Source organism: Streptomyces hawaiiensis (assembly GCF_004803895.1).
GTDB classification, from domain to species: Bacteria; Actinomycetota; Actinomycetes; order Streptomycetales; family Streptomycetaceae; genus Streptomyces; species Streptomyces hawaiiensis.
In genome coordinates, this window is record NZ_CP021978.1 from 6,246,227 (window position 1) to 6,272,843 (window position 26,617).

Below are 26,617 nucleotides of genomic sequence, written 5' to 3' on the forward strand. Positions count from 1 at the left end.
TAGGGTGCGGACCCATGGGTGGCGAGAGCATGACGCACACGGCCCCGCGCGGCGGTGGCCCCGGCACGGGCCCGGTGGGCAGCCGGACCGGACAGCGGTTGTCCGGGCTGGCCGTCGCACTGGGCCTTGTGCTGTTCCTGGGTGGTTTCGCCTGGGGAGCGGTGGTCTACCGGCCGTACACCGTCCCCACCAGTTCGATGACTCCGACGATCGACGCGGGCGACCGGATCCTGGCGCAGCGCGTCGACGGCGCCGAGGTGCGCCGCGGTGACGTGGTCGTCTTCAAGGACGCGACCTGGGCCAACGCGCCGATGGTCAAGCGCGTGGTCGCCGTCGGCGGCGACACGGTCTCCTGCTGCCAGGACGGCAAGCTGAAGGTCAACGGCAAGGAGATCGACGAAACGTACCTGCCCAAGGGCACACCGGCCGAGATGAGCAACTTCCCGACGGTGACCGTCCCCGAGGGCCGTCTCTTCCTGCTCGGCGACGAGCGAGGCAACTCCGTGGACTCAACGGCCCACCTGACCGACGCCGCCAGCGGCACGGTGGCGAGCTCTGCCGTGGACGCCCGCGTCGACGCCGTCGTCTGGCCCATGAAGGGAATGCTGGAGCGCCCCACCGGCTTCGAGGCGCTCAGCACCCTCTCCTCGCCCGGCCCGCTGCGGACGATCACCGTCCTCGTGATCGCCGGCGCCGTTCTCGTCCTGGGCGGAGGCGCCTACGGGCCCCTCGCCAAGCGGGCGGGCGCGGCCCGGGCCCGCCGGGCGAGCGCGGAGCCCACAGGTGTCCGCTGAGGCCGTGGGGGCGGGCCAGGACACCTACGAGGGCGGGCTGCGCAAGGTGGCCCGGGTCGTGCTGCTCGACCCGCAGGACCGCATCCTGATGCTGCACGGGCACGAGCCAGACGATCCGGCCGACGCCTGGTGGTTCACCCCCGGCGGGGGAGTGGAGGGTGACGAGACCCGTGAACAGGCCGCCCTGCGGGAACTCGCCGAGGAGACGGGCATCACCGAGGTCGAGCTCGGCCCCGTGCTGTGGCGGCGGAGGTGCTCCTTCCCGTTCGCGGGCCGCCGCTGGGACCAGGACGAGTGGTACTACCTGGCTCGTACGGAGCGCACGGCGGTGGCCGCCACCGGGCTGACCGAGCTGGAACGGCGCAGTGTCGCCGGAGCGCGCTGGTGGACGTGTCCGGAACTGGGCCGGGCACATGAGACGGTGTATCCGACCAGACTCGCCGGGCTGCTGCGCACGCTGCTCGACGAAGGTCCCCCGGCCAGGCCTGTGATCCTTGACCCGGAAATCGTCTAGGGGCTCACGGGACTGGCGCACAATGGGGGGATCGCACGGCTGAAGGGGAACATGCCATGAGCGCCGAGGACCTCGAGAAGTACGAGACCGAGATGGAGCTGAAGCTCTACCGGGAGTACCGCGATGTCGTCGGTCTGTTCAAATACGTGATCGAGACCGAGCGGCGCTTCTACCTGACCAATGACTACGAGATGCAGGTGCACTCGGTCCAGGGTGAGGTGTTTTTCGAGGTGTCCATGGCGGATGCCTGGGTGTGGGACATGTATCGGCCGGCACGGTTCGTGAAGCAGGTCCGGGTCCTCACGTTCAAGGACGTGAACATCGAGGAGCTGAACAAGAGCGACCTGGAGCTGCCGAGCGGGTGACGCCCGCTCGATCACCCGGGAGGGTGACGAGGTTGTCCACAGTCGCTGAGCTGTCCACCAAGATCCACTTCACGGTGGTGGGTGCGTGATCGTTGGCGCCGGAGGTGGTGCCGACATGACCGCACATCTGGCACGCAGTGCCATGGGTAAGTACGGGGAGAGCCTGGCCGCACGCCGGCTGGCCGAGGCCGGTCTGACGGTCCTGGAGCGCAACTGGCGCTCCGGCTGGACCGGCGAGATCGACATCGTGGCCAGGGACGGGGACGTCCTGGTCGTCTGCGAGGTGAAGACCCGCAGGGAGGGTCCCTTCGAGCATCCGATGGCGGCCGTGACCCCGCAGAAGGCGGAGCGGCTGCGGGATCTCGCCGAGCGGTGGATCCAGGCACACGGAGGCGCACCGCCCGGAGGGGTCCGCATCGACGTGGTCGGGGTGCTGCTGCCGGCCCGCGGCGCCGCCGTGGTCGAGCATGTGCGGGGGGTGGTCTGAATGGCATTCGCCCGTACGTGTTCGGTGGCGCTGGTGGGCGTCGAGGGCGTGGTCGTCGAGGTGCAGGCCGACCTCGAACCCGGCGTCGCGGCGTTCACGCTGGTGGGGCTGCCCGACAAGAGCCTCACGGAGAGCCGGGACCGGGTGCGCGCCGCGGTCGTCAACTCGGGCGCGGCCTGGCCCCAGAAGAAGCTCACGGTCGGCCTGAGTCCGGCCTCGGTACCGAAGTCCGGCAGCGGCTTCGACCTGGCCGTCGCCGCGGCCGTGCTGGGCGCGGCGGAGCGCGTCGACCCGCGGGTGCTCGCCGACATCGTGATGATCGGCGAACTCGGGCTGGACGGGCGGGTGCGGCCGGTGCGAGGGGTGCTGCCGGCGGTGCTGGCGGCGGCCGACGCGGGCTATGAGCAGGTGGTGGTGCCGGAGTGCGCCGCCGCCGAGGCGTCCCTCGTGCCCGGCGTGTCGGTGCTGGGCGTCCGCAGCCTGCGGCAGTTGATCGCCATTCTGGCCGACGAACCGGTGCCCGACGAGGAGCCGGACGAGCAGGGCCGCCCGGACCCCTTGCTGGCCGGGCTGCGCATGCCCGGGACCGGCGCGGCCACGGGCATGCACAGCGTCGGCGCGGCCCAGCACGACCACGGCCATGACCTGGCGGACGTCGTCGGGCAGACCTCGGCGCGCACGGCCGTGGAGGTGGCCGCAGCGGGTATTGGTAACCCCAGCTATCGGAACCTGAGGAATAGCTTGGCTGCCTGGCTGGAGGTCGGCCCAGCGCGCGGGCCAAAGAGCATTATGGGCAAACCCGGATGTATGGGCTGGTCGAGCTGCTGAGCATAAATCTCAACCGTACGGACGCCCCGTTGGGCATGAGGACCTTGACTCGGTGCGCAGGAGCGAGGGATCGGAGCGCTGCTTCACCGAACCGAGGCTGTGCACAGTGCCCCATGAGCGCCTTGTTGGCAGTTCCTACCCGTCACGCTGCTCACCCATGGGACGATTCTCCTTGAACATTGGCTATCTGTTCGGGGGCTTCAGTGAACGACGGCGTGCAGCATCTAACTGGTTTGGTCTGGTCCGTCGCTGACCTTTTGCGCGGCGACTATAAACAATCCGATTACGGGAAGGTTATCCTGCCGTTTACTGTGTTGCGCCGACTGGAGTGCGTACTAGAGCCAACGCGCGACAAAGTTGCGGATCTCTCTGACCAGTATGAGGACAGCGAGATCGTCCCGAAGGGTCTCCTGCAGCGTGCCTCTGGACACGTCTTCTACAACACGAGTCACCTGACGCTGAGGGGAATCGCCTCGGATCCGGAGAACACGGCGAAAAATCTTCAACTCTACGTCAGGGCATTCTCGGACGAAGCTCGCGGGATTCTGGATCGCTTTGATTTCGACGGGCAGACTCGGCGGCTGGACGGCGCTGGACTGCTCCAACATGTGACCGGTAAATTTGCCGATCTCGATTTGCGCCCTGATGTTGTACCCGATCACAGAATGAGCATCGTATTCGAGGAGCTCATTCGCCGGTTCGCGGAGCACTCCAATGAGACGGCCGGTGAGCATTTTACCCCGCGTGATGCCATCAGGCTGACAGTAAATCTTTTGGTTTCTCCGGATAGCGATATCGTCACCGCTCCAGGCGCTGTCCGCACTGTCATGGACCCGGCGTGTGGCACGGGCGGAATGCTTAGCGCTGTCGAGGATCACATTAAGGAGCTGAATCCAGATGCGACCGTCGACGCGTACGGGCAGGAGCTTAACCCAGAGTCGTGGGCTATCTGCCAGTCGGATTTCTTGATCAAGGGAAAGAGCCCAGGCAATATTGCGTTCGGTGATTCCCTTACCGATGATGGGCATGCGCAGCGAAAGTTCGACTACCTCCTTGCTAATCCCCCATACGGCATTGAATGGAAAAAAGCAAAAGAAGAGGTCGAGCGCGAGCACCAGCACCTCGGGGCGTCCGGCCGCTTCGGCGCCGGACTGCCGCGTATCAACGACGGCTCGCTTCTATTTCTTCAGCACATGATCTCCAAAATGAAGCCGGTAGACGTGAACGGGGAGGGAGGTTCCCGCGTCGCGATCATTTTTAACGGATCACCCCTGTCAAATGGTGCGGCCGGATCGGGCGAATCGGAAATCCGGCGATGGATACTGGAAAATGACTGGCTGGAAGGAATCGTCGCCCTTCCGGAACAGTTGTTCTACAACACTGGCGTTTTTACATACCTCTGGATTATCACGAATCGCAAGACATCTGACCGTAAGGGCCGAGTGGTCTTGCTGGATGCGCGTGACGAGTGGCAGAAGATGCGCAAGTCCATGGGGGATAAGCGTCGGGAAGTAGGCAACGAGCACGTCCGTGCGATCACTGAGCTATACGAACAGGCGCTGGAGGTTGCGCAAGACCCCAAGAGCCCACGTCATGCCAAGGTGAAGGTCCTCCACAACGAGTACTTCGGGTACCAGCAGGTCACGGTGGAGCAGCCATTGAAGCTCCGCTTTGAGGCCAACGACGAAACGCTGACAGCGTTGGCAGCGGCGAAGCCGGTACAGAGGCTTGAAAAGAGTGAGCAGTTCGTGGCGGCCGTGAGGACACTGCGGGGCTCATCCTGGGACACTCAGCCGCAGGCGCTGACGGCGATGAAGAGGGTCGTGGCGGTGGCTGGCCTGAGTTGGCCCACAGGAGGACCGTTCGCCAAAGCAGTGCGTGACGCGATTGGTGTACGGGACCCAAGAGGCGAAATCCAGCGAGTGAGAGGGGTGGTAGAGGCAGACGCGAAGTTGCGTGAGTACAAAAGGATTCCCCTGGGCGCGGATGTCGATGACTACCTCGCGCACGAGATCAAACCGAAAATCCCGGACGCATGGATCGACCCGGCCAAGACCAAGACGGGCTATCAGATCAGACCGGAACTGTTTTTCGTGGCCCGCCTCAAGGCTACCTTTGAACCGCTCGAAGAGTTCTGTCGCCTTGTGACTGAGAGAGTCGGACCCCAAAACAGCGAAACCGAGGAGTCGCCCGAGGACGCAAACTCCTACTTGAAGGAGAAGCTGCGCTATCTGCGAGCTCAAGATCTTCACGTGGTTGATTCTGCTCTGGAGATTCCTTCTCCGCCTGAAGGAATAACTGCGCTGACGCCGTGCGCCGGCGGTGACATCGTGGGGCGGTCGGGAAGCTGGCGTCTTCTACCTCAGCTATTCGGCCAAGCTGTCACATCCCTGATCGTCCTTCGCCCTCAGGATCCAGGGACCGGTAGAGCCCTCTGCGAGTGGCTGAATTCCCCAGCAGCTACGAAGCAGTTGCCCGCAGGATCTGACCTGATGATGCTGCCGGTTCCTGTCGACGTTGTCCGGGCCGAGGAATTTGACGATCTCCTCGAGAATGTGCAGTCCGCCCGACACAGGCTCCGGGCCGCGACATCTGATCTGCTGCCGAACGTATTCTCAGGAGCAGACTCAAATATTCAAGAGCTACGCAGGACCATACAGGCGGCTGATGCTGAGGCGCTATTGATTGGTGGACTGACGCAGGCACTCGAAGATCCAGTATCGCGGGCAGAATGGAGCTACCCATTTCATGTGGCAGCACTGGCCCGAAGGTACCGAATCAGCAGTATTGCGCCAAGTACCCATCCGGCGGAGCGAATGGATTCCCTGCTGAAGCTCGGGGAAGGTATCGCGCGAACACTCGGGATCATCGCCCTGGCAGAGTTGGCGCAGGCTGACAAGGAAGAGTTCCTCAAGACTTTGAGGCAGAAATTTCGATCCGGCGCCACCTTCGGCACATGGACGACGATTCTTGGCTGGCGGGCCGCACCAGGGGCGATCCTAGATCCTGACGCCCGCGGGGATGCACACTTGCTGCTTAGAGGGATCAAGGAATTCAGAAATAGTGGGTCAGCCCATGCTCATGGCGTGCGTGAAATGCACGAGATCGGCGACGCTGCAGATGAACTTGAACACCTCGTCCTGCGGACCCTTAGATCGGTATCTTGGCTCGCCACTACGCATTGGGATTGGGTCGAGCGGTGCGAGTACCTCGATACGGCCTCTTTCAACCTGGTAAAGCAGCGTCTCCGTGGGAGCCACCCGGCTTGGGAACCTCTTGAGGAGTCCAGTCAGCGCCCGTTGAGACCCAAGCGCATCTACATAGGGAATGGCCCTACAAAAGCGCCGCTCGACCTTTGGCCCCTGGCGTCCGTGGACGTATGCTCCGATTGCAAGACTCGCGAGCTATTTCTCGTTGATAAAGTAGAACAGGGCGTGCTGACGCTGAAGAGCCTGAGAGATCATCCCAAAGAAATTACATATCCAGATCTCTAGCCTCCGTCCTTCATGAAGTACGGCCTGAGGAAGGGATCGATCAGGGTAGATCGCCACCATTTCCCGTGCTGTCGAGTACCGGGCTCAGCGCCGTCGCGCCAAGGCCACGCTGCCCGTCCCCGCAGGCCTCGCCACTGTCATTGGGGCAGGCATTGTGGCTTAGGGCTTGCGGGAATCAACGCGTTGGTTTGATCTTGTTGCTGGTTGTGCTCCGGGCCTGGGCGACCGATGGGGTCGTCGCGGGCAGAATGACGATGCCCTTGCCTTCAGCAACCGCCTGTTCTTCAGGAGCGTGCGATGGCGGTGCGGCTGGTGGCGGCGACCCCGCCGCGTATTGCCGTCGGGGGCCAGAGAGTTGGTGAGGTCGTCCAACACCTTGATGATCTGCAAGCCCTTAAGCTGAAGGCTGACCACCGAGGTAGTTCCACCAGGCCAATACCAGACTGCGAACGAAAGCCTCGCCCTCGGCCAGGTTCATCGTCCGTTTCGGAAGTCCAGCCCCGGTAGCCCTTGCATGACGCGCATCGCTGCCACTCACATCAGGTCGATTAGCTGATGCCGTAAACGCAGACAGATCACCACTGGACACCCACTGCGTCGCCTTGAGTTGCTTATCGCCTCCCACGTTGCCACGCACAATTTCATAGACCTTGTAGAGATCAACCCAGGTTAGCGAAACGCTTGACCTGCCCAGGATTTCCAGAGTCTCGGCCACATCGACGTGGCTCGACGCCAACTGCATGTATGGCGGTCCTTCTGGCGGTGATGGGGGCGGGGGTTGAGATGGTGGCGACTGTCCATCACCCACTGACAGAACTACGCCGTACGCCTTGGACCGAACCACAGCGGTGTCAGCCTGCACAATATGGTGACGCCGCCTGTTACCCGTGCCGTCATCCTCCACGAAGGTGCCGGGCAGACTGACGGGCCGAAAGCTGCTGTCCAGGACACGTGCCACCCCTGTCACTCGCTGGAGAAGGTGAGTAGCCGCCTCGAACAACCGCCCACCGTCGTTCATGAGGCCGACCAACTCAGCCGAGTTCAGGTAGTAGCCGTCCTCCTCCTTGCTAACCCTCGGGTCGCCCTCGCGGAAGAGTTCCACCAAGGCATCTAGATCGAAGGTATGGCCCTCTAGCTTTGCCTTTACCGCCATGCCGCCTCCTCTCACAATCTATTTTGCGCTGACCAGCCATGGCTTTCACGCTGGTCAGGCAGGCCGCATCGCCCTGGCCGCCGAACTCCTAGCCGTACCGTTCGCCACCAGCTGTACCGCCATCGCATGCTCCTGAAGAACAGGCGGTTGCTCAAGGCACACGGCATCGTCATTCTGCCCGCGACGACCCCATCGGTCGCCCAGGCTCGGGTCCACGCCCAAACGAGCACACCCGGCAACAAGATCAAGACGACATGTTAATGATCTGCAAGCCCTTAGACCTACTCGTGCTCCAGCCGTCGCGCTTGCTCACCGATCTTCTTCCGGGGCTTCGGTACGCGATTCGATGCCCGCCGTGACGATTTCCCCGCGGTTGCTCAGGGAGAGGCCGCAGAAGGGACAGGAGAAGGACTCGACCGTTCCGACGTCGACAACCCCGCCAGGGTGGATACACGACTGCGCCCACTCATCGCAGCGGCAGGGTACGGGGCTGAGGTCCCCGTACACGTTGCCGGCGTAACCGCAGGCCGGGCACTCACGCCACCACACGTGGTCACCGCTTGCCCGACTGCCTATCAGGCAGCCTCTTTGGTCGAGATAGATCAGCATGTCAACTAGGGGCATATCGCGGTGGCGACCCTGCACGTCGACGAGTCCAGCGATGACACCTGAAGCGATCATGACCTTGACCGTTACAGCAGTATGGAACCGCTGCATGACGCCAGGGTCCTCGTGGGAGGACAGCGATGCAGGGAGCGGGAGCACTCCGTACTCTACGAGCAGCCTCTCGGCGGCTTGCCCGGCTTGGGATCCCTCGATCCGTAGTGCAGTGACCAGTGCAGCGTCCAGCGCAGTGCGGGTGACATCCCCTTCGAGCTCTCTGGACATTGTGGCCTCGTCCCAGGAGGCGGCTTCAATGCCTGTGCTGAGGGCTACCGAGACACCTGAGCGGGCACGCTCGCGCGCGGCGAGTGCAAGTTGTTGGGCCAAGGGTTCCAGAAGAGGCCGTTCGGCCGGCCCTGCGGGGGCGGGCACGGAGGCAACCTGGCTTAGATCTGCGAAGACGCTCGTGTATTCGCCCCAGAAGTCAGCTGGGTCCAGGCCTAGCTCGGCGCGGACAGACTCGACGACCTGGACACCCGTTTCGATGACCTTCCTGACGGCCATGTCATCGAGGTAGGCAGAGTGCGCAACGCCGTTGCGGGAGTCAGCGAATGGCCGAAAAGTCCGTTCATTCACCGGCATACGGCCGCGCATGAAGACGGCTGCAGTCTTGAAGGCTTCGAGTATGCCGATGGTCCTTGCCTCAGAGAGAGGCTTGACGCCGTTCGCATCCCCGTGGCCAAGAGAGTGAAAACGGAAGGACTGGTCACCCTTCTCAGCGATCAACAAGGGGTTGTGACGGCACAGCAAGGCCTTGAGGATGTGCTCGCATCCGACACCAGCGTGTAGGACAGCGAAAGCGTGGTTCCCTTGGCGCCACGAGTCCAGGGACGCGCGCAGGAACCGGCTCGCCATCTCGGTGAAAGTCTTCTCGTTCAAGTTTCCCCTCCCCCTCAACTCGATCTTGACTCAGTGGTCGCACCCTCGTCCAGCACGGGTCCTGTTGGGCCTCCGGGGGGGCATCCCAAGTCGAGGGTCAGCGTCGTGAACATTGCGTGGGCTTACACCTCGTCGGCACGTCGTCCGTGAAGTCGCCGGCCGCGCGCAGGGGCCAGGTCGGCGGACGGGTCAGCCACAGGGCGCAGCGGTACGGGCGCAGCATCGGAGGCGGCGGTGGCGGGGGATCCGGCCGGGACCGGAGCTGACCAGTTCGCGTCTACGCATCGTCTTCTTCGTCCGCCAGTACGGCCTTCAGCCGCCGCTCCAGGGCACTCTGTCGAGCCTGCTTCACCAGCGCCCCTTCGTAGGCCCGAGGAAGTCCGCGCGGCGCAAGCTTCTTGATCGCTGGAGCGAGCATCAGAATGACGTCGGCTAGCGGGGCGAGCGAAATGACTGCTTGGTTGAGCCCGAGGGACATGAACTCCTCGGAGGAAAGTGGGAGGGGCAGGTCGTAGCGGAGGATCGTCAAGCGGGGGTTGGCGGCGTCCGGGGTGAACAGGACAGACGTGGTCCAGGACGAGCCTGCGGAACCGGCACTGAAATCGCCGTCGCCGAAGTAGGCGATGCCAGAGATACGCCACCGGACGACGGCCGTGTACCACTCGTGCTCGCCGATCCGGTACGCCCGGAGCTTGTCCACGGAGCGGAGCGACGCCCTGACCGCGACCCAGCCCGCAGCGGACATAACTGCCGTCTCCTGCCCGACCTCGCGGCCAAGCGTCGTGCACGGGAAGGTCTCACTCAAGGCGCCGAGGCGCTTCTCTGCCGCCTCCCCCATGCTGATGAGCACCGTTCGTGAGCCGAGGATCTCGGCCGCGAGAACCTCGTCTGTCTCTGTGCGCTTCGTAAACCGTTCGATCACCTCGTCGAGCTTCGTGAAGTGAATGAACCGGTCGCCGAGGTCAGCGACATCCTGGTCCATCGGCGGGGGATACCCGCTGCCCTTCCCGAAGTCCGTGGTGTTGCCGCTGACGAAGCAGACGGTCTCCTCGCGGTGCTCGCGGGCGTACTCGATCGCCGAGAGCCAGATGACGGCGTCCCTCGTCCCGGTCTTGTTCCTTCCCTGCTTCTTACAGGGCGGGAGAGCGTTCGCTTCGCGGAAAAAGGCCGCTTGCATGGCCGCTGGGCTCGGCGGAAGTGTCTCTACGAGAGTCCCGAACGCCGCAGTCCAGTGCTTCCGGACGCGTTCGACGTCGGGCTTCTCAACCTGATACCTCGGTTTCCACGGCGTGTGGCGCGCGTAGTTGGCCAGCGCCGCGGCTGCCGCGTCGTGGCCTTCTTGGTGGCTGAGGACCCGTTGTGCGAGGAGTTCCTCCGCCACCATCCAAGGAATGGCGACGCGTTCGCCGACGGCGCGCAGCGCCCGCAGCAGGTCGGCGCTGCTGTCGTCCAGGCTGAGACCCCGGACGATGCACGCATCGAGAATGATCACGCTCTGAGCCTCTATCTGATCTGAGATTTGGATCACAGAGTCTCAGGTATTGCCCCTCGGCGCACCGGACTTAAGCGTTGAAGGGGGACTTCGCTACCTCGCGCAGGCGGGTCAGAGCGGCAGCAACTTGTTGGCCGAGGTCGGTGAGCCGGTAGGTGATGCTGACCGGCCGGGTCGCTGTCACGTTCCTGGATACCAACCTGCGTTCCTCCAGGTCCGCAAGGCGGCTGGAGAGCACACGGTTGGAGATCCCGGTGACGGCTTCCTGGATTTCGCCGAATCGTCCCGAGCCGTCGGCGGTATGCAGTGCTAGCAGGATGTGCATCGTCCACCGGGCCGAGAGAGTCTGAAGAAGGTCGCTCTCGGCCCGGGTCAGCGGGGTGCTGCGGTTGCCGGCGGTCATGCCACTCCTTCCTCGGCGGTGGCACGAGCTTAGAAGGGGGGCTCCTCTTCAGTCTTTACGGTGTCAAAGAGCTTGGCGTCGTTCTTCGTGTCCGCTTGCGGCTCAGACTTCGGAGCGTGTTCCTTGAGCATGACCCACTTGCGGGTTTCGGTGCTGCCGGGCTCCGTCCGCGGTACGGACTCCCAGTTGCCGGGGTAGAGACGATCCAATGCCTCCTTGACCAGGCCAAATCCCCAATCCTTCGCCGAGTCGGTGCGCTGTGCGTGAGCAGGCGCCTTCTCCGCGAGCAGGAAGCCGATCCGGCCCCACTTGATCCCTTCAGGGGTCTGGATCTTCCGCTGGAACTCGGGTTTGTCCCTGAGGTGAGCAATAGCGATGGCGGTGTCGTCGGCCGCCGGGGCGTCACCGTCGTCGGGGGTGGGTCCTTCGTTCTGGGGGTGGCTGGCGGCCAGGCTGGCCGAAGCGGCCCGTGCTTCGGAGCGGCGTTCCTCGACGGCGGTGCGGGCCTGGACGGCGAAGCTGGCGGGGGCAGGGAGCGCGTAATCGGGATCGGCCATGTTGTAGGAGTCCTCGAAGCTGAGGACGCGTACGGAGACAGGGTACGGACGTGAGTGGCGGTCGGTGCCGGGCGCGCTGGACCAGTAGATACCGTTGCCGACGAGAGGCTCGTTGAGGAGGGTGGCTAGGAGGTCCTCGGAGAAGTGGGCGTTGGCTTTCTTCAGGGAGATCAGGTCGCCTTGGGACAACAGGTGGAAGACGAAGAAGTTGTCGCCCTGGCTGAGGAGCTCCTGCGGGAGGCTGCCCGGCTGCTGGGTGATCAGCAAGGCCCCGAGGTCGTACTTGCGGCCTTCCTTGACCCAGGAGACGAAGGGGCCGTCCTCGCTCTGGCTGGAGCCGCCAAGGACGGACTGAGCCTCTTCGATGACGGCGATGGTGGGGATGGACTTCGGCTCGGCCTCGGTGAACTGGTTCTGGTTGTGCTCGAAGATGTCGCCGAGGATCACGCCGGCGAGCTGGAGTCCCTGAGAGCCGCGCATCTGGGAGATGTCGACGACGCACAGCTTGCCCTGCGACAGGCAATCCTTCAGAGCGCTGAGCAACTGGCTGTCGGGGTCGTGCAGAGCGTTGACAACACGGGTCATGTTTCCGATTGCCGCGTTGGTCTCCGCCTCCTGGCTCTCGCCGAGCTTGAGGATCTCTCGAACCTCGTCGCGGTCGGCGCCGTACTTGTCGCGGTGGATCAGGTCAACGAGGCGGCTCCACTTGGGGCCGCTGAGGGACTTGAGCTTGACGACGTTCTGCTGGTCCTGCTTCTCCGGCGGCAGCGCAATGCCCAGGACACGGGAAGCCTGCAGCTCCTTGATGTTCATCTTGACGCCGTTGACGACGAAGGACTGGTAGAAGGGGCTGGGACCCTTGCGGTTGGTGAAGACGACGAGCTTATCGCGCAGATGGGGAACGTCGCACAGGGCTGGGCGGCCCTTGAAGTCGGGCCAGAAGTACTCGCCGTCCGGGTCGAAGATGATCGTGCCGACCGGCGCTTCGCCGTTACGCCGCGGGACCTTGGGCTGGTCCTCGTACAGGGCGGAGAAGAGCAGCTTGACGAGGTTGGACTTGCCGAAGCCAGCGCGGGCGAAGACGAAGCTGCGGCGGGCGACGAGCTTGTCGATCTGGAAGGTCGGCATGATGGTGGGCTGCTGGATCTGCATCCAAGAGGTGTCGCCGACGCGCTTGTCGTTGCCGGCGTAGACGAACTCGCCGAAGGCGAGGTAGCCAATGGGGACCGCTCCTCCGTCGGTGTCGTTGGCGTTGACGACCTCGGCGAGCAGGTCGTCGCCCAGCAGCGCGACCTGGGCACCGACGTGCGGGAGGCGGCGGTGGCTGGGGACGAAGATGTACTTGTCGCCTTCCTGGCGGAGCACGCCGAGGATGCGGATGTCGACTTTGTACTTCAGGTAGCGCTCACGCAGTTCGTCGGGGATAGGCCGCTGGTCGCGCACGGCGCGGGTGGCGTAGTCCTCGCCGATGGGAGAGACGAGGCGCCCCTGGGAAGAGATGGTGGTGATACGTCCGAGGATCGCCTCCTGCTCGTGTTCGAGCTGGACGAGGACGAATTGGCCGTGCATGGCCATAGTCTGAAAGTCGTCGTGGTGCGGCAGGACGAGGTCGGCGTGGAACTCCATGCCGCTTTCGGCGAAGCCGCGGAAGGTTCCGACGATCTTGTCGCGCTCGAACAGGCTCATGATGGTTCGTGACTCCGCAGGATTCAGAACGGGCAGGGTGCGTTACTCGTAGCGGCGGGCGGCCACATCGGAGGCCAGTCGCAGGGCGTCGATGACCGGGGCCTTGTCCTCGCCGACTTGGTCACGGACGGCGTCGACGAGCTGGTCTTCGATGATGTCCATGTCCAGGTCGGCGACGCGGGAGTAGCTGTCGGCCTGCTGGATGCAGTTCGGGTAGAACGGGATGGGGAAACCGGCCACCGCGTCAGCCTGCAGGTAGCCGAAGATCGCCTGGGCCTCCTTGTCCTGGCGGGACATGACGTCCACAGTCCAGATGGGGTCGCCAGAGTGCGGGCCGAAGCGCACGAAGTACATCGATCCAATGTTGAACTTCGGCTTCTCGCCCGTGGAGTCGTCCTCGATGTCCCGGGTGTATTCGTCCCAGAGGTACACCTCGTCCAGCATCGCGGCGGGGACCTTGGCGAAGCAGGGGGAGCCGTTGTTGAACACCCCCGAGAGCGACATCGCCAGCCGGTAGTACTCCAGGACCTGGGTGTTTTTTGCCAGTCCCACCAGCCACACCTTGCGCCGGTCCTGACGCCGGATGCGCTCTATGGCGTCATGCATCAACCCACCCATTTTTACGAACAGTTCGCCCTTGAAGATCTTGGCGCGGAGCAGGCCGTCGCGGACGATCAGCGTGTCGACCGCGTAGTCGCGGTGGCAGATGAGGTCGTACAGCGTGGCCCACTCGCACAGGTCGCGGAAGACCTGCACCCAGCTTGGGGACTTGCCGGACATCATCGGCGAGAGGTCCTGGAGGCGTTCGACGCCCAGGCCGTGCATCATCCGGCCCAGCGCGGTGCGAGGGCTGCCGTCCTCGTGGAACTGGTGGCGGCCCAGGGCGTCGATGTCGGAGATCGGGGAGACCACCTCCATGCACAGCTCTTTGCCGCTGGAGTCCACGACGCGAACGACCTGGAGGTAGAAGGGGTTGAAGGCGACCTTGTTGTTGCCGCCGTCGGATGCCATCAGCGCGACCGATGTCGCCGCCCGCGGCTTGATCACCCTGACCTCGGAGCGGATGGCGTGGGTCTGCTCGACCAGCTTGTCCAGCTCCGCGCGGCCGGCTTCGACCTGTTCGCCGATCAGTTGCTTGAGCTGCTTGATCTGGTCCGCGTCGAACATGCGCTTCTCCCCAACACCACGCTCTGACTGTCACAGGTGAGTGGTTCACTCATCTGGCCCACACAGCATGCCACGGGGCACTGACAATCAGTTATGAAGTTGTGGGAAGTAACCGGGTTACCTGTTCAGCGGGGCAGTCCGACCAGTTCGGCGATCAGGTCGATCTCGTCGACGGCGGAGCCGGCCTTGCCGAACTGCTCGGCCTGCCGCGTGCGCTTCGGCGGAACGCCGGCCTGGCGGACTTCCCTGACGACCCATCCGGCCTTCGCCTCCTTCACGGAGGCCACCAGCATGGCCTCCGGGTCGGTGCGGGCCGAGGGAAGGGCTCCGAAGCGGATCGCGAGCCGGGCGCCCTGGTTGCAGCGGCGGGCGGCGGCGGCCCATACCTCGGCAAGCGCCTGGATGAAGGACTCCTGGTTTGGCTGGCGGGCGATCTGCCCGTGGGTGCCGTAGGGGACCTCTGCAGGGCCGCCGAGAAACCAGGAACGCAGCCACTGGTCGGCCACGTAGGTGCGCATGCCGTAGTACGGAGGCGAGGTGACGACCAGATCGAACTTCTGTCGTAGGCCGTTGAGGGTCGCGACGGAGTCACCCAGGTGGACCTTTCCGCCGTGGGCGAGCGGGGCCGCGTCCAGCAGTCGTGCGGCCCGCCGCTCGATGACCTCCAGGGTCGGGACGCGTACCGGCTTCATGCCGCGTGTGGACCAGTACTTCACCGCGTAAGCGGGCTTGGAGGCGTAGGTGCGCGGCATCTGGTTCGACAGGTACGAGGGGAGGTTCTTGTTGCGGGGGCCGTGCAGGATGCCCAGCAGGACCGCCCGCAGCATGGCCGACGTAGGCGTGGTCATCTCCAGCAGTACCTCGCGCAGTGTCACCAACTCGCGCAGCGTCTCCCGCTCGAAGCACCACTGCCAGAAATCGCCCTCGGGTACTTCGCCCCGAGAGTCGCCGTCGAGGATCTGCTGGGCGAGGCGGACCACCGCGCCAGGTGTGACCTGGATGAGCTTCGCCTGGGCGATGGCGGCGGCCACCGGATTGATGTCGATGCCCACCGACGGCAGTCCTGCCAGGCGCGCGGCATACAGCGTGGTGCCACGTCCGCAGAACGGGTCCAGCACTCTGGTGGCCTCGGGGTGGGCGGCGAGCTGCTGGAGCGGGAAGTCCAGCGGAAACATTGTGTAGTACGGGCAGACGGCGTTCAGCCGCAGCGCGTCCTCAGGCCAACTGGGGGAAGGGGCCGCCGCGTTCACCGTCATGGGGTAATGATACAGGTATAGTTACACCCATGTCACGGAGGAGGCTTGATCCCGACGCACGGCGGCGCGGGCAGATGCTGGCCTCCCGCCTGACGCAGGCCCGGCGGAACTCCGGGCGCTCGGCCGAGGCCGTCGCCCGCAGTGCGGGGATCTCCGTCGAGACCGTGCGGAGTATCGAAAAGGGACGTACGTCCACACCAGAGTTCTTCACCGTCGCCGCTCTGGCCACCGAGCTGGGAATTTCGCTCGACACGCTGTACGCGTCCGTCCGCCTGCCTCCCCGAAGCGATCTTCACGCTGCCGACAACCCTAGCGTCGACACCTCGGACTGAACCCGCCTTGCGACTTGCGAACTCCGCTCCACAGGGGGGTGTTGTCAGTCCCGCACGGTATGTTGCTGCCGGGCCCGGACCTGCTGATGCCGCAGAAACGCGGGAATCGGGGCGGGATGCACAGTTGACGTAAGCACGAGCCCTCCTGGCGGCAGCACGCTGGCGGCTTCTGTCCACAGGCTCGACCCATTTAGATCTTCGGCATGATCCTTCCCGGAACCTCCAGTCCGGCTGAGGCCAGGCGCCTCCATCGGCTCACCCCTCCTGTAGCCGTGCGCCGAGTAGCGTCCCTTACGCGCCTTACGCCAGATCAGTCGCTCGACCTGCTAGGACACTTGACAGCCCTAGATAATCGTGGAGCCAGCACGGAGCGTCAGCAACAGGCGATCCCGGGACACCGGGTGACGTCGCGTTGCCTGCCGGCGGACTCCCTCGCCCGCACGGGGTCGTGCCTGTACGTCCGCGTTCCGCCGGGAAACGGCAGGAGAGGGTGCTCAGGTCCGGCGTGGCAGTCTCGCCTGCGGCCAATCCGCTTCGAGAAGCAGGTCGAGCTTCTCGGCGTACGCGAAGAGCAGCCTCGCATCCTCCTCGAGGTCCTCAAGGGTGCAGACTATGTTGGCGCCATCCTGCTTCCTGAAGAAGCGGGAGCGCATGACGCCCACGCCGTCCCAGTTCCACCAGGAAGCGTGAACGGCATCGTCACGGCGGCGCTTGAGCTCGTTGACCTCGCCCCACTCAAGGATCTCGGCGAGTGCGGTGGCCTGTGGAATGCTCCTGCGGGATTGCGCCACCAGCAGTTTGTGAAGGTCGGACCATGTTTTGTCGACGAGCGAGAAGCCGCCCTGCTCGTCTCTCAGTAGCAGTATGAGCCGCTTCATGGCCGCCTCGACATGGCCGCCGGCGACCACGATGGCGCCGATCAGCCCGTAGAGGCGTTCACGGTAAGCGAGGTCGGCTTCGTCCGGGCCTCCGTGGCGCCCGACCCTGAAGGTGGAGATGTCCACGCTCGACCGGGCTCTGGGGGTGGTGATGTCCAGGTCGAAAGACGGTCCACCGTCCAGCTGTGTGCTCATCCGGTAATGGAAGGAGTGCCCGGGCGGGGGCCATTCATCTGACATACCTGGATCCTGTCGGCTCAGGCTCCCCGGAGCCACCGCTTTCTGCTCCGCCGCAAGGGCCGGCGCGCGTGTCGGCTCCGAAGGGCCGGACCCGACAGTGGTCTCTGAACCTGATTGAGGGAATGCCGACTTGGAGGCTGGGGCGAGGTGCGTCGGGCACCAGGGCTCCGTGATGCTTCGGACGTCCCGTAGGGCAGCCTCGGCGCACAGGACCTGGACGCTCACCGTTGCCCCGGTGAAAGCTTCCAGTGCAGGTCACCCGAGTCAGGGCAGATCTGCCACGTCTTCAGAACACCGTTGTCCGCGAGGTCGTGCAGAGCCCGGGATAGGCGGTGATCGGGCATGCCGCAGTCGTGCACGACCCGGTCGTATTCACGCAGTCCCACTCCCAAGTCCGGATCGCTGTACGCCGCGAGATACACGCCCAGTAGCTGCAGCCTGGGCTCTGTCCCGCGCGTCCGCGCGAGGCTCCCACGCCGCAGTGCCCAGTCGGCAGCGCGCCTTCGATCGGGACGGGCGGGGGCCTGGGTCAGTAGCGTGGCATCGCGAAGCTGCAGTGCTACCCCCTCTGTTCCGGGGCCGGCAACGACGCTCAGCCACCGCGCCCGTTCCAGCTCACGGCAGGCTGCCGGGCTGTCGATACGAAGACTGCGCAGCAGGCCCGCGGGAAGGTCAACCCGCAGGACGGCGTTCACTCGCAGCGCGACCTGAAGGGCGATAAGTCGCGCCCCGGCTGATGTGTCCGAAGGCAGGGCCACGGCCAGGTAGCTGAGGATCTCGGCCACGCGTACGTGCTCGCCTGGCCCTCTGGTCCTCCTGCGGCGAAGCCCGCCAGAGGGTAGGCAGGGCGTCTGGGCCAACACGGTGTCAGGTACGACGGCAGCGTGAGCCGTTGCCGCGGCGCAAGCGCCGCAGGCGTCGGCGAGGCGCCACACCCGACCGCCGCGTTCACAGGACAGGAGCAGGCGGATGGGCCCGGCGCACCCGCGGTGACGCCGGTGCCAGCCGCAGCCACGTTCATGGCAGTGACACGTCCGCAGGTGAGGCGCTCTCAGATCGGCGCGGGCATGCCGGGCAAGGTGGGCCAGCGCCGCCGAGCGGGCGGAGGCCGCGGTGACCGGTCGGCCGCCGGAGGGGCACTGCAGGCATGTCAGGACTAGCTGGCCGGCCTGAGACCGGAGTTCCACCGTCCAGGCGCGCGGCGCCGCAGGGCACGCTGTGTGCAGTCGCGTGTACAAGTGTCCCTCCTTCCGTTCCCGCACCGGCCCCTCCTCGCCCAGACCGGGCGGCCGCCACCGTAGTGCAGACCTCTGCCCCCTCCGTATCGGGATTGCCGGAGAAATAGGGCAGAGGTCTGCACTGACAGGGCAGGGGTCTGCACCGTCGGATGGTCGGGTGACGATCTTTCCGCCCGATCCGGACCTCGACGCGCTACGGCTGGAGCTGGCGCGGCTACGGGCCGCCCGCGGGTGGAGCTACGACGAACTCGCGACCCGCAGCGGTCTGGCCAGGCGCACTGTGATCGAGATTGAGCAGGGGCGCACCGTCGGCACGCTCAAGACCTGGCATGCCCTCGCCCATGCATTCGACACGCCGTTCGACGAGCTCTTCGTGGCCCTCTGTCGCGGGCACGGGCTGCCCGGGGCCGCCGACGGCTGATCGAGGATGTGCGACGGCTGCCGCGAATCACCCGAAACGGCAACGGCGTTTCGAATGCTCGATCAATGGCTCGCACTGGCGTCGCCCAGTATTGGGCTGGCTGGGGGGTCCGGCGGGCCGGGTGGTGTCTGAGCGGCGTGTTGGCTGGCAGGTTCGCCCGCATGTGCTCTTCGCCTCATCCTTCTACGCGGCGCTGGGACAGCAGCCGTGCAAGCGCCCCCCTGCGGCGGTCCCTTCGGGTTGACCCGGAGGGTGTCAGCCGGTTGTTGCGCTGCGGCCAGACGGCCTCCTGCCGCGAGTGCGGCAATCCGGTCGAGTGGTACGTGCGCAGCGACGAGCGCCGGGTACGACTGCATCCGCACGAACTGCCGACCGACCAGGTGCCGGAGTCTTGCCGCTGGCACGTCAGCTCCGGCGTCGCTCACCCCTCGGGCGACGGGAGCACCTGGTGCCGCGTTGCCCACGCCGTGCTGTGTCCCGCGCGTCCGGCGCCGCCCGATGCACCCCGACTGTCCGGGCTGCGCCGGTCTCTGGCCCTGTGCACGCGCAGGCTGCTCGATGCCGGGCTCTTTGCCCCGTCCGAGGCCCCAGCACCGGGTGGCCCGAACCCAGGTGAGGAGGTCTGCCGTCCGAGCCGGCCGATCGTGCAGCTGCTGTTTGTCCGCTACCTGGCGTCCTGCCCGGTCGAGGAGATCCAGTGCGTCACCCAGACCCGGCGCCGCGTCCGCTGCACCGCCAAGGTGCTCGGCCCTGCCGCCCTGCGGGGCGCGTGGACCCTGATGCCCGTGACCGCGCAAAGCGGACAGCTGGCGCTTCCCTCGGACGTCATGGCCGTCTACAGCCTGTCCGCGCTGCCGTACCAGGAACAGCTGCGCTGGCGCAGCCAGCGGTGCCCGCAGCACGACGCGACCCCCACAGCCGGGGACCTCACTGTCGCCGACTGGGAGCTCTTCGACCCACTGCGCCACCACGAGCACGTCCACACCCGCTTGCCCACTCACCGGCGCCGCCCCAACCCCGGCAGCCACACACGACGAAGGACCCACTTGTGACGACGCACCAGTACGCCATCGAGATCTCCTTGACCAGACCCGCCACTGCCCGGGAACTCGACCGGGCCCGTCACAGGGTGAGGTTCGCAGCGAACGCCGACCGCACCCGGCTGATGACGGTACAAAGTGGCAGGAGCCCAGGCCGGGCCCTGCACAGGCTGCGGCGCCGGCTGGACACGGTGGTGCCGATCGACGTGCTGAGCACGCACTACCCCGACCGCCGTGGCCGCGTCCTGCTCAATGTCGCCCTTGACCGGGACGCCGAAGCCGCGATCCGCCGCGAGGCGGCCGCATGCGGCCGACGCCCCCGCGACGTCCTGGGCGAACGCATCACAACCGCACTCACGCGGGAGCGACGTCACCGCCTTGAGTCCCAGCTGCGCGGTCTGCTCACCGAACACACGCCGCGAGACGTACTGGCCTGCGCAGCCGCGCTCCTTGCGAAGGCACCAGACTGCGTCAGCCCGCCCAGCCGACGTCGATCACCTCAATGCCGCCGAGGAACGCGGTGAACGCCACCCACGAGCGAGGCCCGAAGACAACCGCTGCATGCCATCCGCCGGGCTCGGGCCACTCGCGCGGCTGCACCAGTGCCGCGGCGATCGTCTCCATGACCTCCTGGCGACCCTGCGGCCGCAGTTCCTCCAGCGCATCCTCCGCCTGGATCGCCAGGCGACCTCGTACGGCACATCGCACCCCCGTGCTCGTGATCAGTGAAGCCCACACCGTACGGGCCCGCAGCCAGCCCCGCGCACGCCTGTGGATAACTCTGCTACGGCCAGTCCCTGACGGCCGCGTCGGTCGCGCCCAGGCTCGCCGAGGCCGCGCGGCACTCCCGCGAGCGGGGCGAGCGGCTGGTGCTGGTGGTCGACGGCCTGGACGAGGACCGGGGGGATCGCCGACCCCGACCCCGATGTCGCCGGTCATGTAATTCCCCAGACCGGCTCCGTAGTCCCCGCTCGTTTGTACGATTCGGGTGAGGGGGGAAGGGGGCGGGCCGCCCGGCAGTGAAGTGTCCGGTCCGAGCCGGGCCGTCAAGGACGCCTGCGGCGTCGCTACCGCGATGAGCTGCGCTCATCCTTGACCGCCCGGCTCGGACCTAAAGGATCGGCTGGTTGCCGGGCGGCCAGGGAAGTGCGTCGTCCGCCTGGTCGCCGCGGAGCAACTCCGCCTTCCCCATGGGGACGTCCATGAACTTCAGCCTGGGGAATCACGCGAAGTTCCACCCCCGACTCGTACAGCGTTGCCGGACTGCTGCTGGCCGAGCCGCCGCACGGCATGCGCATCGTGGTTTCGGGCCGGCTGAACCCGCCGTTGCCGCCGACCACCCCCTGCGCGACGTGGGCGCTGCTGCCTTCCGAACACGTCCGGGTCGCCCGCAAGGACATGGAACGCGACCTCAAGCGGTTGCTCAACGGCTCCCTGCTGGAACAGAGCCTCCTCGGGCTGATCACTTCCGCCGGTGGCGGGCTCACCGGCGCCGACCTGTCCGTTTGACCGGTGAACCCGTCTGGAGGATCAAGGACCGTCTGCACGCGATGGCCGGGCGGAGCTCCGTGGCCCAGGCGCGCAACTCGCGACCGGACACGGAATCCCTCGCGTACGTCCTCGGCCACGAGGAGATCCAGGAATCGGCACGCCAGCACCTGGAGGACGCGGGGATGGCGCGCTGGCGCGCTGCCGGCAGCGCCTACACGCCTGGGCGGGCAATGCAGCAGAATGGCCGGTTGGCATCATCACTCTCAGCAACGAGGAAGACATGGAACCGACCGGCGACGTCACTATCGGCAAGTTGCCGGCGAGGAGCCTCTGGGCCGGGTACGCAGGCCCGGTGGTGATCCTGCTGGCTTATTCCGTGCCCGGCGGGGCTGGCGGCTCGTTGGTGGGGACAGCAGCGGCCGTCTTGGCGTTCCCGGTCGCGGGTGGGGTGTGGAATGTCGATGCGGCGGAGGCCGTGGCCGAAGGTGCCCGAACTGACCGCGCGGGCGGTCGCGGCACGGGGCCCGACGTGCCCGCTACTCGGCCTCCAGAAGACCCACCTGGAGCACGTCTTCTCCGCCGTCGCGCTCAACCTCATACGCCTCGATGCCTGGTGGAACGGCCACCCGCTCGACCGCACCCGCGTCAGCCACCTTGCCCGACTCGACCTCTCCCTCGCCACTTGACCGAACAAGCCAGCAGAATCGTCACCAGCCGCAGACGAGGGGTGTCATGTTCGGCGACGTGCGGCGGGGGGAGTGCCTGGCGGCATGGCGGGCGACGGTCGCGGCGGGAACCGCGATGCCGAAAAGTGCGTTTCCTGGTTCAGGCGAGAACTGCGCGGGATGATGCGAAGTGGTGAGCCGTCGGTCATCTGGCGGCGGGCATGTGGGGGCGAAAGGGAGCCGTTATGTCGCAGGGATGGAAGATCACGGTCATCGTGCTGGCGATCGCCGGCGTCCTGTCCACACCGCTGATCTGGCTGCTGGACAGTCCCGGGGCGGGGCAACTGGCCGGGGCCACGGTTCAGGCCGCCGTCGGCATTGCCGCCTTGCTCTGGGCCCTGTTCCAGCGTCCGTCTTCTGCCGGGCCCACAGATAGGACCGTCCGGACCGGAATAGCCAGCCGCGGCGGCATCACCGGCATCCGGCGGCCCGGCGGCCGGGGCCGTGGCTCGGCCACAGCCAAGCGGACGGGAGAGGCCAGCGGCAAGAACTCCGTCTCCGGCATCGACTACTCGAACTAGGCCCGCGGTCATGACGAAGGCATCATCGCGCACGGCACGGGATGAGGAGCCTGAGCCGTCGGTGACCGTGGTGGATACCGGCAACGCCGAGGCCGCCGATGATGAGACGACCGTGACCGGTTACTGCGGCCCGGCCCCGGGAAGCGGCCCTGAGTCCCCCGCCTCGGTACACCTGTCTGGCACCGGAGACGCGGTGGCCACCGGCGGCGGAACCGCCATCACCGGCTACGTTCACAGGCTGACTGTGCAGCACCCACCGCGAGAACCAGCCTCCTGGCCGCACCAGGTCGGTGTGATCCCGTCCGAGGCACGGTCCTTCCAGCACCGCGCCGAGGCAGACCGGCTGCGGGCGGCGGTCGAGAGCGGGGGCACCGCCGTACTCACCCAGGTGCTGACCGGGATGGGCGGAGTCGGCAAGACTCAGCTCGCCGCCGACTACGCCCGCGCCGCATGGGACGACGACGGCCTGGACGTCCTGGTCTGGGTCACCGCGAGCGCCCAGTCCTCCGTGGTGAGCGCATACGCGCAGGCCGGCGTCGAGCTGTGCCGGGCCGACCCCGAGGACCCCGAGCAGGCCGCGAAACAGTTCCTGGCCTGGCTGACCCCCAAGCCCGAACAACGGCCGTGCCGGTGGCTGATCGTCCTGGACGACATCGCCGACCCCAGCGACCTCATCGTCCACTCAAACGCCCCCGGCAACCGTTACAGCCTGTGGCCGCCCGCCAGCCCGCACGGCCGGACCCTGCTCACCACCCGCCGCCGCGACGCCGCCCTGTTCGGAGACGGCCGCCGACGGATCGAGGTCGGCCTGTTCACCCCCGACGAATCGGTCGCCTACCTCACCGCAGCCCTGAACGCCCACGGCCGCACCGAGCCCGCCGACCAGCTCACCACCCTCGCCGCCGACCTCGGACACCTGCCCCTGGCCCTGGCCCAGGCCGCCGCCTATCTCATCGACTCCGGCGAGGCCGCGGCCACCTACCGCAGTCTGCTGGCCGACCGCGCCACGAAACTCACCGACCTCGCCCCTGATGCCCTGCCCGACGAGCAGGCCACCGCCCTCGCCGCTGCCTGGTCCCTGTCCATCGACCGCGCCGACATCCTGCGCCCCGCCGGCTTGGCCCGGCCTATGCTCCACCTGGCTGCCCTGCTCGACGCCAACGGCATCCCCCAGTCCGTCCTGACCAGTGAGCCGGCCCGCATCCACCTCGCCGCACACCGCACCACAACCGGTCCTACCCCGCAACCGGCCCCCGTCTCCTGCTCGGACGCGGTACGCGCCCTGCGCGCCCTGGACCGGCTCAGCCTCATCGACCACCAACCGGACACACCCCATCAGGCCGTTCGCGTCCACCAGCTCATCCAGCGCGCCACCCGCGAGGACTACACCCCCCACCAGCACGACCATGCCGCGCACACCGCCGCCGATGCCCTGGCCGCCGTCTGGCCGAAGACCGAACGCGACACCGCCCTCGCCCAGGCCCTGCGCACCAACACCGATGCCCTCATCCGCCACGCCGGCGACGGCCTGTACCGGCCGGACACGCACACGGTGCTGTACCGCCTCGGCCGCAGCCTCGGCGAATCCGGTCAGGTCACCGCCGCCATCGACCACTTCGACCACCTCGCCGCCAGCGCCCGCAGCCGTCTCGGCCCCGACCACCCCGATACCCTCACCGCCCGGGGGAACCTCGCCACCTGGCGGGGGGAGTCGGGGGATGTGGCCGGGGCGGTGCAGGCGTTCGCCGAGCTGCTGGCCGACATGGTGCGGGTGCTGGGTCCCGACCACCTGCACACCCTCACCACCCGGCACAACCTCGCCGCCATGCGGGGGGAGGCGGGGGATGTGGCCGGGGCGGCACAGGCGTTCGCCGACCTGCTGGCCGACCGGATGCGGGTGCTGGGTCCCGACCACCCCGACACCTTCGCAGCCCGGGGCAACCTCGCCGCCATGCGGGGGGAGTCGGGGGATGTGGCCGGGGCGGTGCAGGCGTTCGCCGAGCTGCTGGCCGACATCGTGCGGCTACTGGGTCCCGACCACCTGCACACCCTCACCACCCGGCACAACCTTGCCGCCATGCGGGGAGAGGCGGGGGACGCGGCCGGGGCGGCACAGGCGTTCGCCGACCTGCTGGCCGACATGGTGCGGCTACTGGGTCCCGACCACCCCGATACCCTCGCCGCCCGGAGCAGCCTCGCTGCTTGGCGGGGGAGGGCGGGGGATGCGGTCGGGGCGGCACAGGCGCTCGCCGACCTGCTGGCCAACCGGATGCGGGTGCTGGGTCCCGACCACCCCGACATCCTCACCGCCCGGCACGACGTCGCCGCCATGCGGGGGGAGGCGGGGGACGCGGCCGGGGCGGCACAGGCGCTCGCCGACCTGCTGGCCGACATGGTGCGGCTACTGGGTCCCGACCACCCCGACACCCTCGCCGCCCGGAGCAGCCTCGCTGCTTGGCGGGGGAGGGCGGGGGATGCGGTCGGGGCGGTGCAGGCGTTCGCCGACCTGCTGGCCGACATGGTGCGGGTGCTGGGTCCCGACCACCCTGACACCCTCACCAGCCGGGGCAACCTCGCCGCCATGCGGGGGACGGCGGGGGATGCGGCCGGGGCGGCACAGGCGTTCGCCGAGCTGCTGGCCGACATCGTGCGGGTGCTGGGTCCCGACCACCCCCACACCCTCACCACCCGGCACAACCTCGCCACCTGGCGGGGGAGGGCTGGGGATGCGGCCGGGGCGGCACAGGCGTGCGCCGACCTGCTGGCCAGCCGGATGCGGGTGCTGGGTCCCGACCACCCCGACACCCTCACCAGCCGGGGCAACCTTGCCGCTTGGCGGGGGGAGGCGGGGGATGCGGTCGGGGCGGTGCAGGCGTTCGCCGAGCTGCTGGCCGACATGGTGCGGGTGCTGGGTCCCGACCACCCTCACACCCTCACCACCCGCCACAACCTCGCCACCTGGTGGGGGGAAGCGTGGGATGCGGCCAGGGCGGCACAGACACTGGCCGACTAGATGATCTATTCCAAGGGGTCAGTGATCGTAGGCGGTCAGTGAGCGTAGGACGGGCTGTCCGGTGTGGTCGTTGTGCCAGATCGCGGCGGTCAGGGCGAGGATTCGCTGCATGACGCGGGCGATGACACCGCCGGGCGTGCGTGCTCGGTGCTGTTCGAGATCGAGTTGGCCCTTGAAGGTCTCGTTGACCGACTCGATGACCTGCCGCAACGGCTTGAACAGCGGCGCTGCGGCCCGCTCCGGCTCGCCCTTGCGGGCCGGCCGCAGCAGCCGGATGTCCTGCTCGGCCAGCTCGTGCTCGAAGCCCCTTCCGAAGTAGTTCCTGTCGCCGATCAGTGTGTTCGGCGGCGAGGAGGTCCAGCCGGGTCTCGCGCTCGTCGGCCTTGGCACCGGTCAGGGCGAAGGCGACGGGCAGGCCCTGGAGGGTGCACACCAGGTGCAGCCGCAGGCCCCAGAAGAAGCGGCTGTGGCTGGCGCAGTACCCGTACTCGGCCCATCCGGTCAGGTCGGAGCTTTTGACGGTCTCGCGTGAGCGGCCGCATTCCACCGGCGTGGAGTCCACGATCCACACATCGTCGCTCCACGCACTGGTGTCGGGGGCCAGGAGCCGGGTGACGCGCCGAAGCAGTCCGGCGGCCTTGCGCAGCCGTTTGTTGTAGCCGGGCTGCTGGGGCAGGTACGGGAAGAGATGCCGCAGGTGGGAACGGGCGTGGCGGAGCCACCTGGCCTCGGAGGTGACGCCGAGCATGGCCTGCATCATCGCCAAGGTGACCAGCTCGGCGTCGGTGAGCTTAGGGGCGATGCCCACGGCTGGCCGCCATGGCGCGAGATGGGGTGAGTCCCTCAGTAGGTCGTCGGTCTTCACGTAAAGTGCGGTCGCGAGGGAGTCCAGCTCTGTCTTCACACACTGACGTTGGGCTCCCTCGCCTCGTGTGTGCAGGCCATCTGCAAGTTCCCGTCAGCGGTTTGGGGCTGTGTCC

General features: G+C 66.8%; 21 protein-coding genes and 4 pseudogenes. 14 read left to right on the forward strand and 11 right to left on the reverse strand.

What is annotated here, in order from left to right; translation table 11 throughout:
* Positions 1 to 14 precede the first annotated feature (14 nt).
* The 6 genes and pseudogenes from lepB to CEB94_RS41115 all read left to right on the forward strand — a co-directional run.
* Positions 15 to 794 carry a signal peptidase I gene (lepB, locus tag CEB94_RS28960; RefSeq protein ID WP_175434969.1) on the forward strand — a complete coding sequence of 260 codons (780 nt, stop codon included), beginning with the start codon at positions 15 to 17 and terminating at the stop codon, positions 792 to 794.
* Positions 784 to 1,308: an NUDIX hydrolase gene (locus CEB94_RS28965; protein WP_175434970.1), complete on the forward strand. Its 525-nt coding sequence runs from the start codon at positions 784 to 786 to the stop codon at positions 1,306 to 1,308. Before lepB ends, CEB94_RS28965 begins: the two co-directional genes overlap by 11 nt.
* Before the next feature lie 56 nt (positions 1,309 to 1,364).
* Positions 1,365 to 1,673, forward strand: a complete 309-nt coding sequence (locus CEB94_RS28970; RefSeq protein ID WP_003993268.1) for a DUF2469 domain-containing protein — start codon at positions 1,365 to 1,367, stop codon at positions 1,671 to 1,673.
* An 85-nt stretch (positions 1,674 to 1,758) separates the two neighbouring features.
* Positions 1,759 to 2,160 carry a YraN family protein gene (locus CEB94_RS28975; RefSeq protein WP_175434971.1) on the forward strand — a complete coding sequence of 134 codons (402 nt, stop codon included), beginning with the start codon at positions 1,759 to 1,761 and terminating at the stop codon, positions 2,158 to 2,160.
* Positions 2,161 to 2,865: pseudogene (locus CEB94_RS28980) on the forward strand (magnesium chelatase domain-containing protein); the annotation flags it as partial.
* Between the two features lie 326 nt (positions 2,866 to 3,191).
* Positions 3,192 to 5,141: pseudogene (locus CEB94_RS41115) on the forward strand (type I restriction-modification system subunit M); the annotation flags it as partial.
* A gap of 1,735 nt (positions 5,142 to 6,876) precedes the next feature.
* Here the strand turns inward: CEB94_RS41115 and CEB94_RS28990 are convergent.
* The 7 genes from CEB94_RS28990 to CEB94_RS29025 all read right to left on the reverse strand — a co-directional run bounded on the left by CEB94_RS28990 (position 6,877) and on the right by CEB94_RS29025 (position 15,738).
* Positions 6,877 to 7,635, reverse strand: a complete 759-nt coding sequence (locus tag CEB94_RS28990; protein WP_175434973.1) for a hypothetical protein — start codon at positions 7,633 to 7,635, stop codon at positions 6,877 to 6,879.
* Positions 7,636 to 7,944: 309 nt separating this feature from the next.
* Positions 7,945 to 9,177 carry a hypothetical protein gene (locus CEB94_RS29000; RefSeq protein ID WP_175434974.1) on the reverse strand — a complete coding sequence of 411 codons (1,233 nt, stop codon included), beginning with the start codon at positions 9,175 to 9,177 and terminating at the stop codon, positions 7,945 to 7,947.
* Between the two features lie 277 nt (positions 9,178 to 9,454).
* Entirely contained in the window at positions 9,455 to 10,669 is a 1,215-nt protein-coding gene (locus CEB94_RS29005) for a PIN domain-containing protein (RefSeq protein ID WP_175434975.1), read from the reverse strand.
* A 70-nt stretch (positions 10,670 to 10,739) separates the two neighbouring features.
* Positions 10,740 to 11,072: a winged helix-turn-helix transcriptional regulator gene (locus tag CEB94_RS29010; protein ID WP_175434976.1), complete on the reverse strand. Its 333-nt coding sequence runs from the start codon at positions 11,070 to 11,072 to the stop codon at positions 10,740 to 10,742.
* A 29-nt stretch (positions 11,073 to 11,101) separates the two neighbouring features.
* Positions 11,102 to 13,315: an ATP-binding protein gene (locus CEB94_RS29015; RefSeq protein ID WP_175434977.1), complete on the reverse strand. Its 2,214-nt coding sequence runs from the start codon at positions 13,313 to 13,315 to the stop codon at positions 11,102 to 11,104.
* Positions 13,316 to 13,357: 42 nt separating this feature from the next.
* Positions 13,358 to 14,482 carry a hypothetical protein gene (locus tag CEB94_RS29020; protein WP_175434978.1) on the reverse strand — a complete coding sequence of 375 codons (1,125 nt, stop codon included), beginning with the start codon at positions 14,480 to 14,482 and terminating at the stop codon, positions 13,358 to 13,360.
* Between the two features lie 125 nt (positions 14,483 to 14,607).
* Positions 14,608 to 15,738: a site-specific DNA-methyltransferase gene (locus tag CEB94_RS29025; protein WP_175434979.1), complete on the reverse strand. Its 1,131-nt coding sequence runs from the start codon at positions 15,736 to 15,738 to the stop codon at positions 14,608 to 14,610.
* Positions 15,739 to 15,767: 29 nt separating this feature from the next.
* On the opposite strand from CEB94_RS29025, the gene CEB94_RS29030 reads away from it, so the two are divergent.
* A complete protein-coding gene (locus CEB94_RS29030; RefSeq protein ID WP_175434980.1) occupies positions 15,768 to 16,070 on the forward strand; it encodes a helix-turn-helix domain-containing protein in 303 nt (100 codons plus the stop codon).
* A 494-nt stretch (positions 16,071 to 16,564) separates the two neighbouring features.
* Here CEB94_RS29030 and CEB94_RS29035 read toward each other — a convergent pair whose 3' ends face one another.
* A complete protein-coding gene (locus CEB94_RS29035) occupies positions 16,565 to 17,143 on the reverse strand; it encodes a hypothetical protein (protein ID WP_157851157.1) in 579 nt (192 codons plus the stop codon).
* Positions 17,144 to 17,409: 266 nt separating this feature from the next.
* Positions 17,410 to 17,973 carry a hypothetical protein gene (locus tag CEB94_RS41120; RefSeq protein ID WP_246111941.1) on the reverse strand — a complete coding sequence of 188 codons (564 nt, stop codon included), beginning with the start codon at positions 17,971 to 17,973 and terminating at the stop codon, positions 17,410 to 17,412.
* A gap of 610 nt (positions 17,974 to 18,583) precedes the next feature.
* Here CEB94_RS41120 and CEB94_RS29045 point away from each other — a divergent pair.
* The 3 genes and pseudogenes from CEB94_RS29045 (at position 18,584) to CEB94_RS41950 (ending at position 19,899) form a co-directional block, all read left to right on the forward strand.
* Positions 18,584 to 18,847, forward strand: coding sequence for a helix-turn-helix transcriptional regulator (locus CEB94_RS29045; RefSeq protein ID WP_175434981.1), 264 nt, complete (start codon positions 18,584 to 18,586; stop codon positions 18,845 to 18,847).
* A gap of 161 nt (positions 18,848 to 19,008) precedes the next feature.
* Positions 19,009 to 19,395 (forward strand): annotated as a pseudogene (locus CEB94_RS41945) (DUF6083 domain-containing protein); the annotation flags it as partial.
* 96 nt (positions 19,396 to 19,491) lie between these two features.
* Entirely contained in the window at positions 19,492 to 19,899 is a 408-nt protein-coding gene (locus CEB94_RS41950; protein ID WP_342790455.1) for a hypothetical protein, read from the forward strand.
* 459 nt (positions 19,900 to 20,358) lie between these two features.
* On the opposite strand, the gene CEB94_RS41125 is transcribed toward CEB94_RS41950, so the two are convergent.
* Complete coding sequence (locus tag CEB94_RS41125) at positions 20,359 to 20,511, reverse strand: hypothetical protein (RefSeq protein WP_246111942.1); 153 nt, start codon at positions 20,509 to 20,511, stop codon at positions 20,359 to 20,361.
* A gap of 666 nt (positions 20,512 to 21,177) precedes the next feature.
* Between CEB94_RS41125 and CEB94_RS29060 the strand changes: the two genes are divergently transcribed.
* The 4 genes from CEB94_RS29060 to CEB94_RS29075 all read left to right on the forward strand — a co-directional run bounded on the left by CEB94_RS29060 (position 21,178) and on the right by CEB94_RS29075 (position 25,637).
* Entirely contained in the window at positions 21,178 to 21,396 is a 219-nt protein-coding gene (locus CEB94_RS29060; protein ID WP_175434984.1) for a hypothetical protein, read from the forward strand.
* 467 nt (positions 21,397 to 21,863) lie between these two features.
* Positions 21,864 to 22,064 (forward strand): hypothetical protein, encoded by a 201-nt coding sequence (locus CEB94_RS29065; protein WP_175430199.1) that lies wholly within the window; start codon positions 21,864 to 21,866, stop codon positions 22,062 to 22,064.
* Between the two features lie 224 nt (positions 22,065 to 22,288).
* The gene (locus CEB94_RS29070; RefSeq protein ID WP_175434985.1) at positions 22,289 to 22,624 is read left to right on the forward strand and encodes a hypothetical protein; all 336 of its coding nucleotides are present in this window, start codon (positions 22,289 to 22,291) and stop codon (positions 22,622 to 22,624) included.
* 292 nt (positions 22,625 to 22,916) lie between these two features.
* Positions 22,917 to 25,637 (forward strand): tetratricopeptide repeat protein, encoded by a 2,721-nt coding sequence (locus tag CEB94_RS29075; RefSeq protein ID WP_246111943.1) that lies wholly within the window; start codon positions 22,917 to 22,919, stop codon positions 25,635 to 25,637.
* An 18-nt stretch (positions 25,638 to 25,655) separates the two neighbouring features.
* On the opposite strand, the pseudogene CEB94_RS29080 reads toward CEB94_RS29075, so the two are convergent.
* Positions 25,656 to 26,541, reverse strand: a pseudogene (locus CEB94_RS29080) (IS982 family transposase).
* Positions 26,542 to 26,617 lie beyond the last annotated feature (76 nt).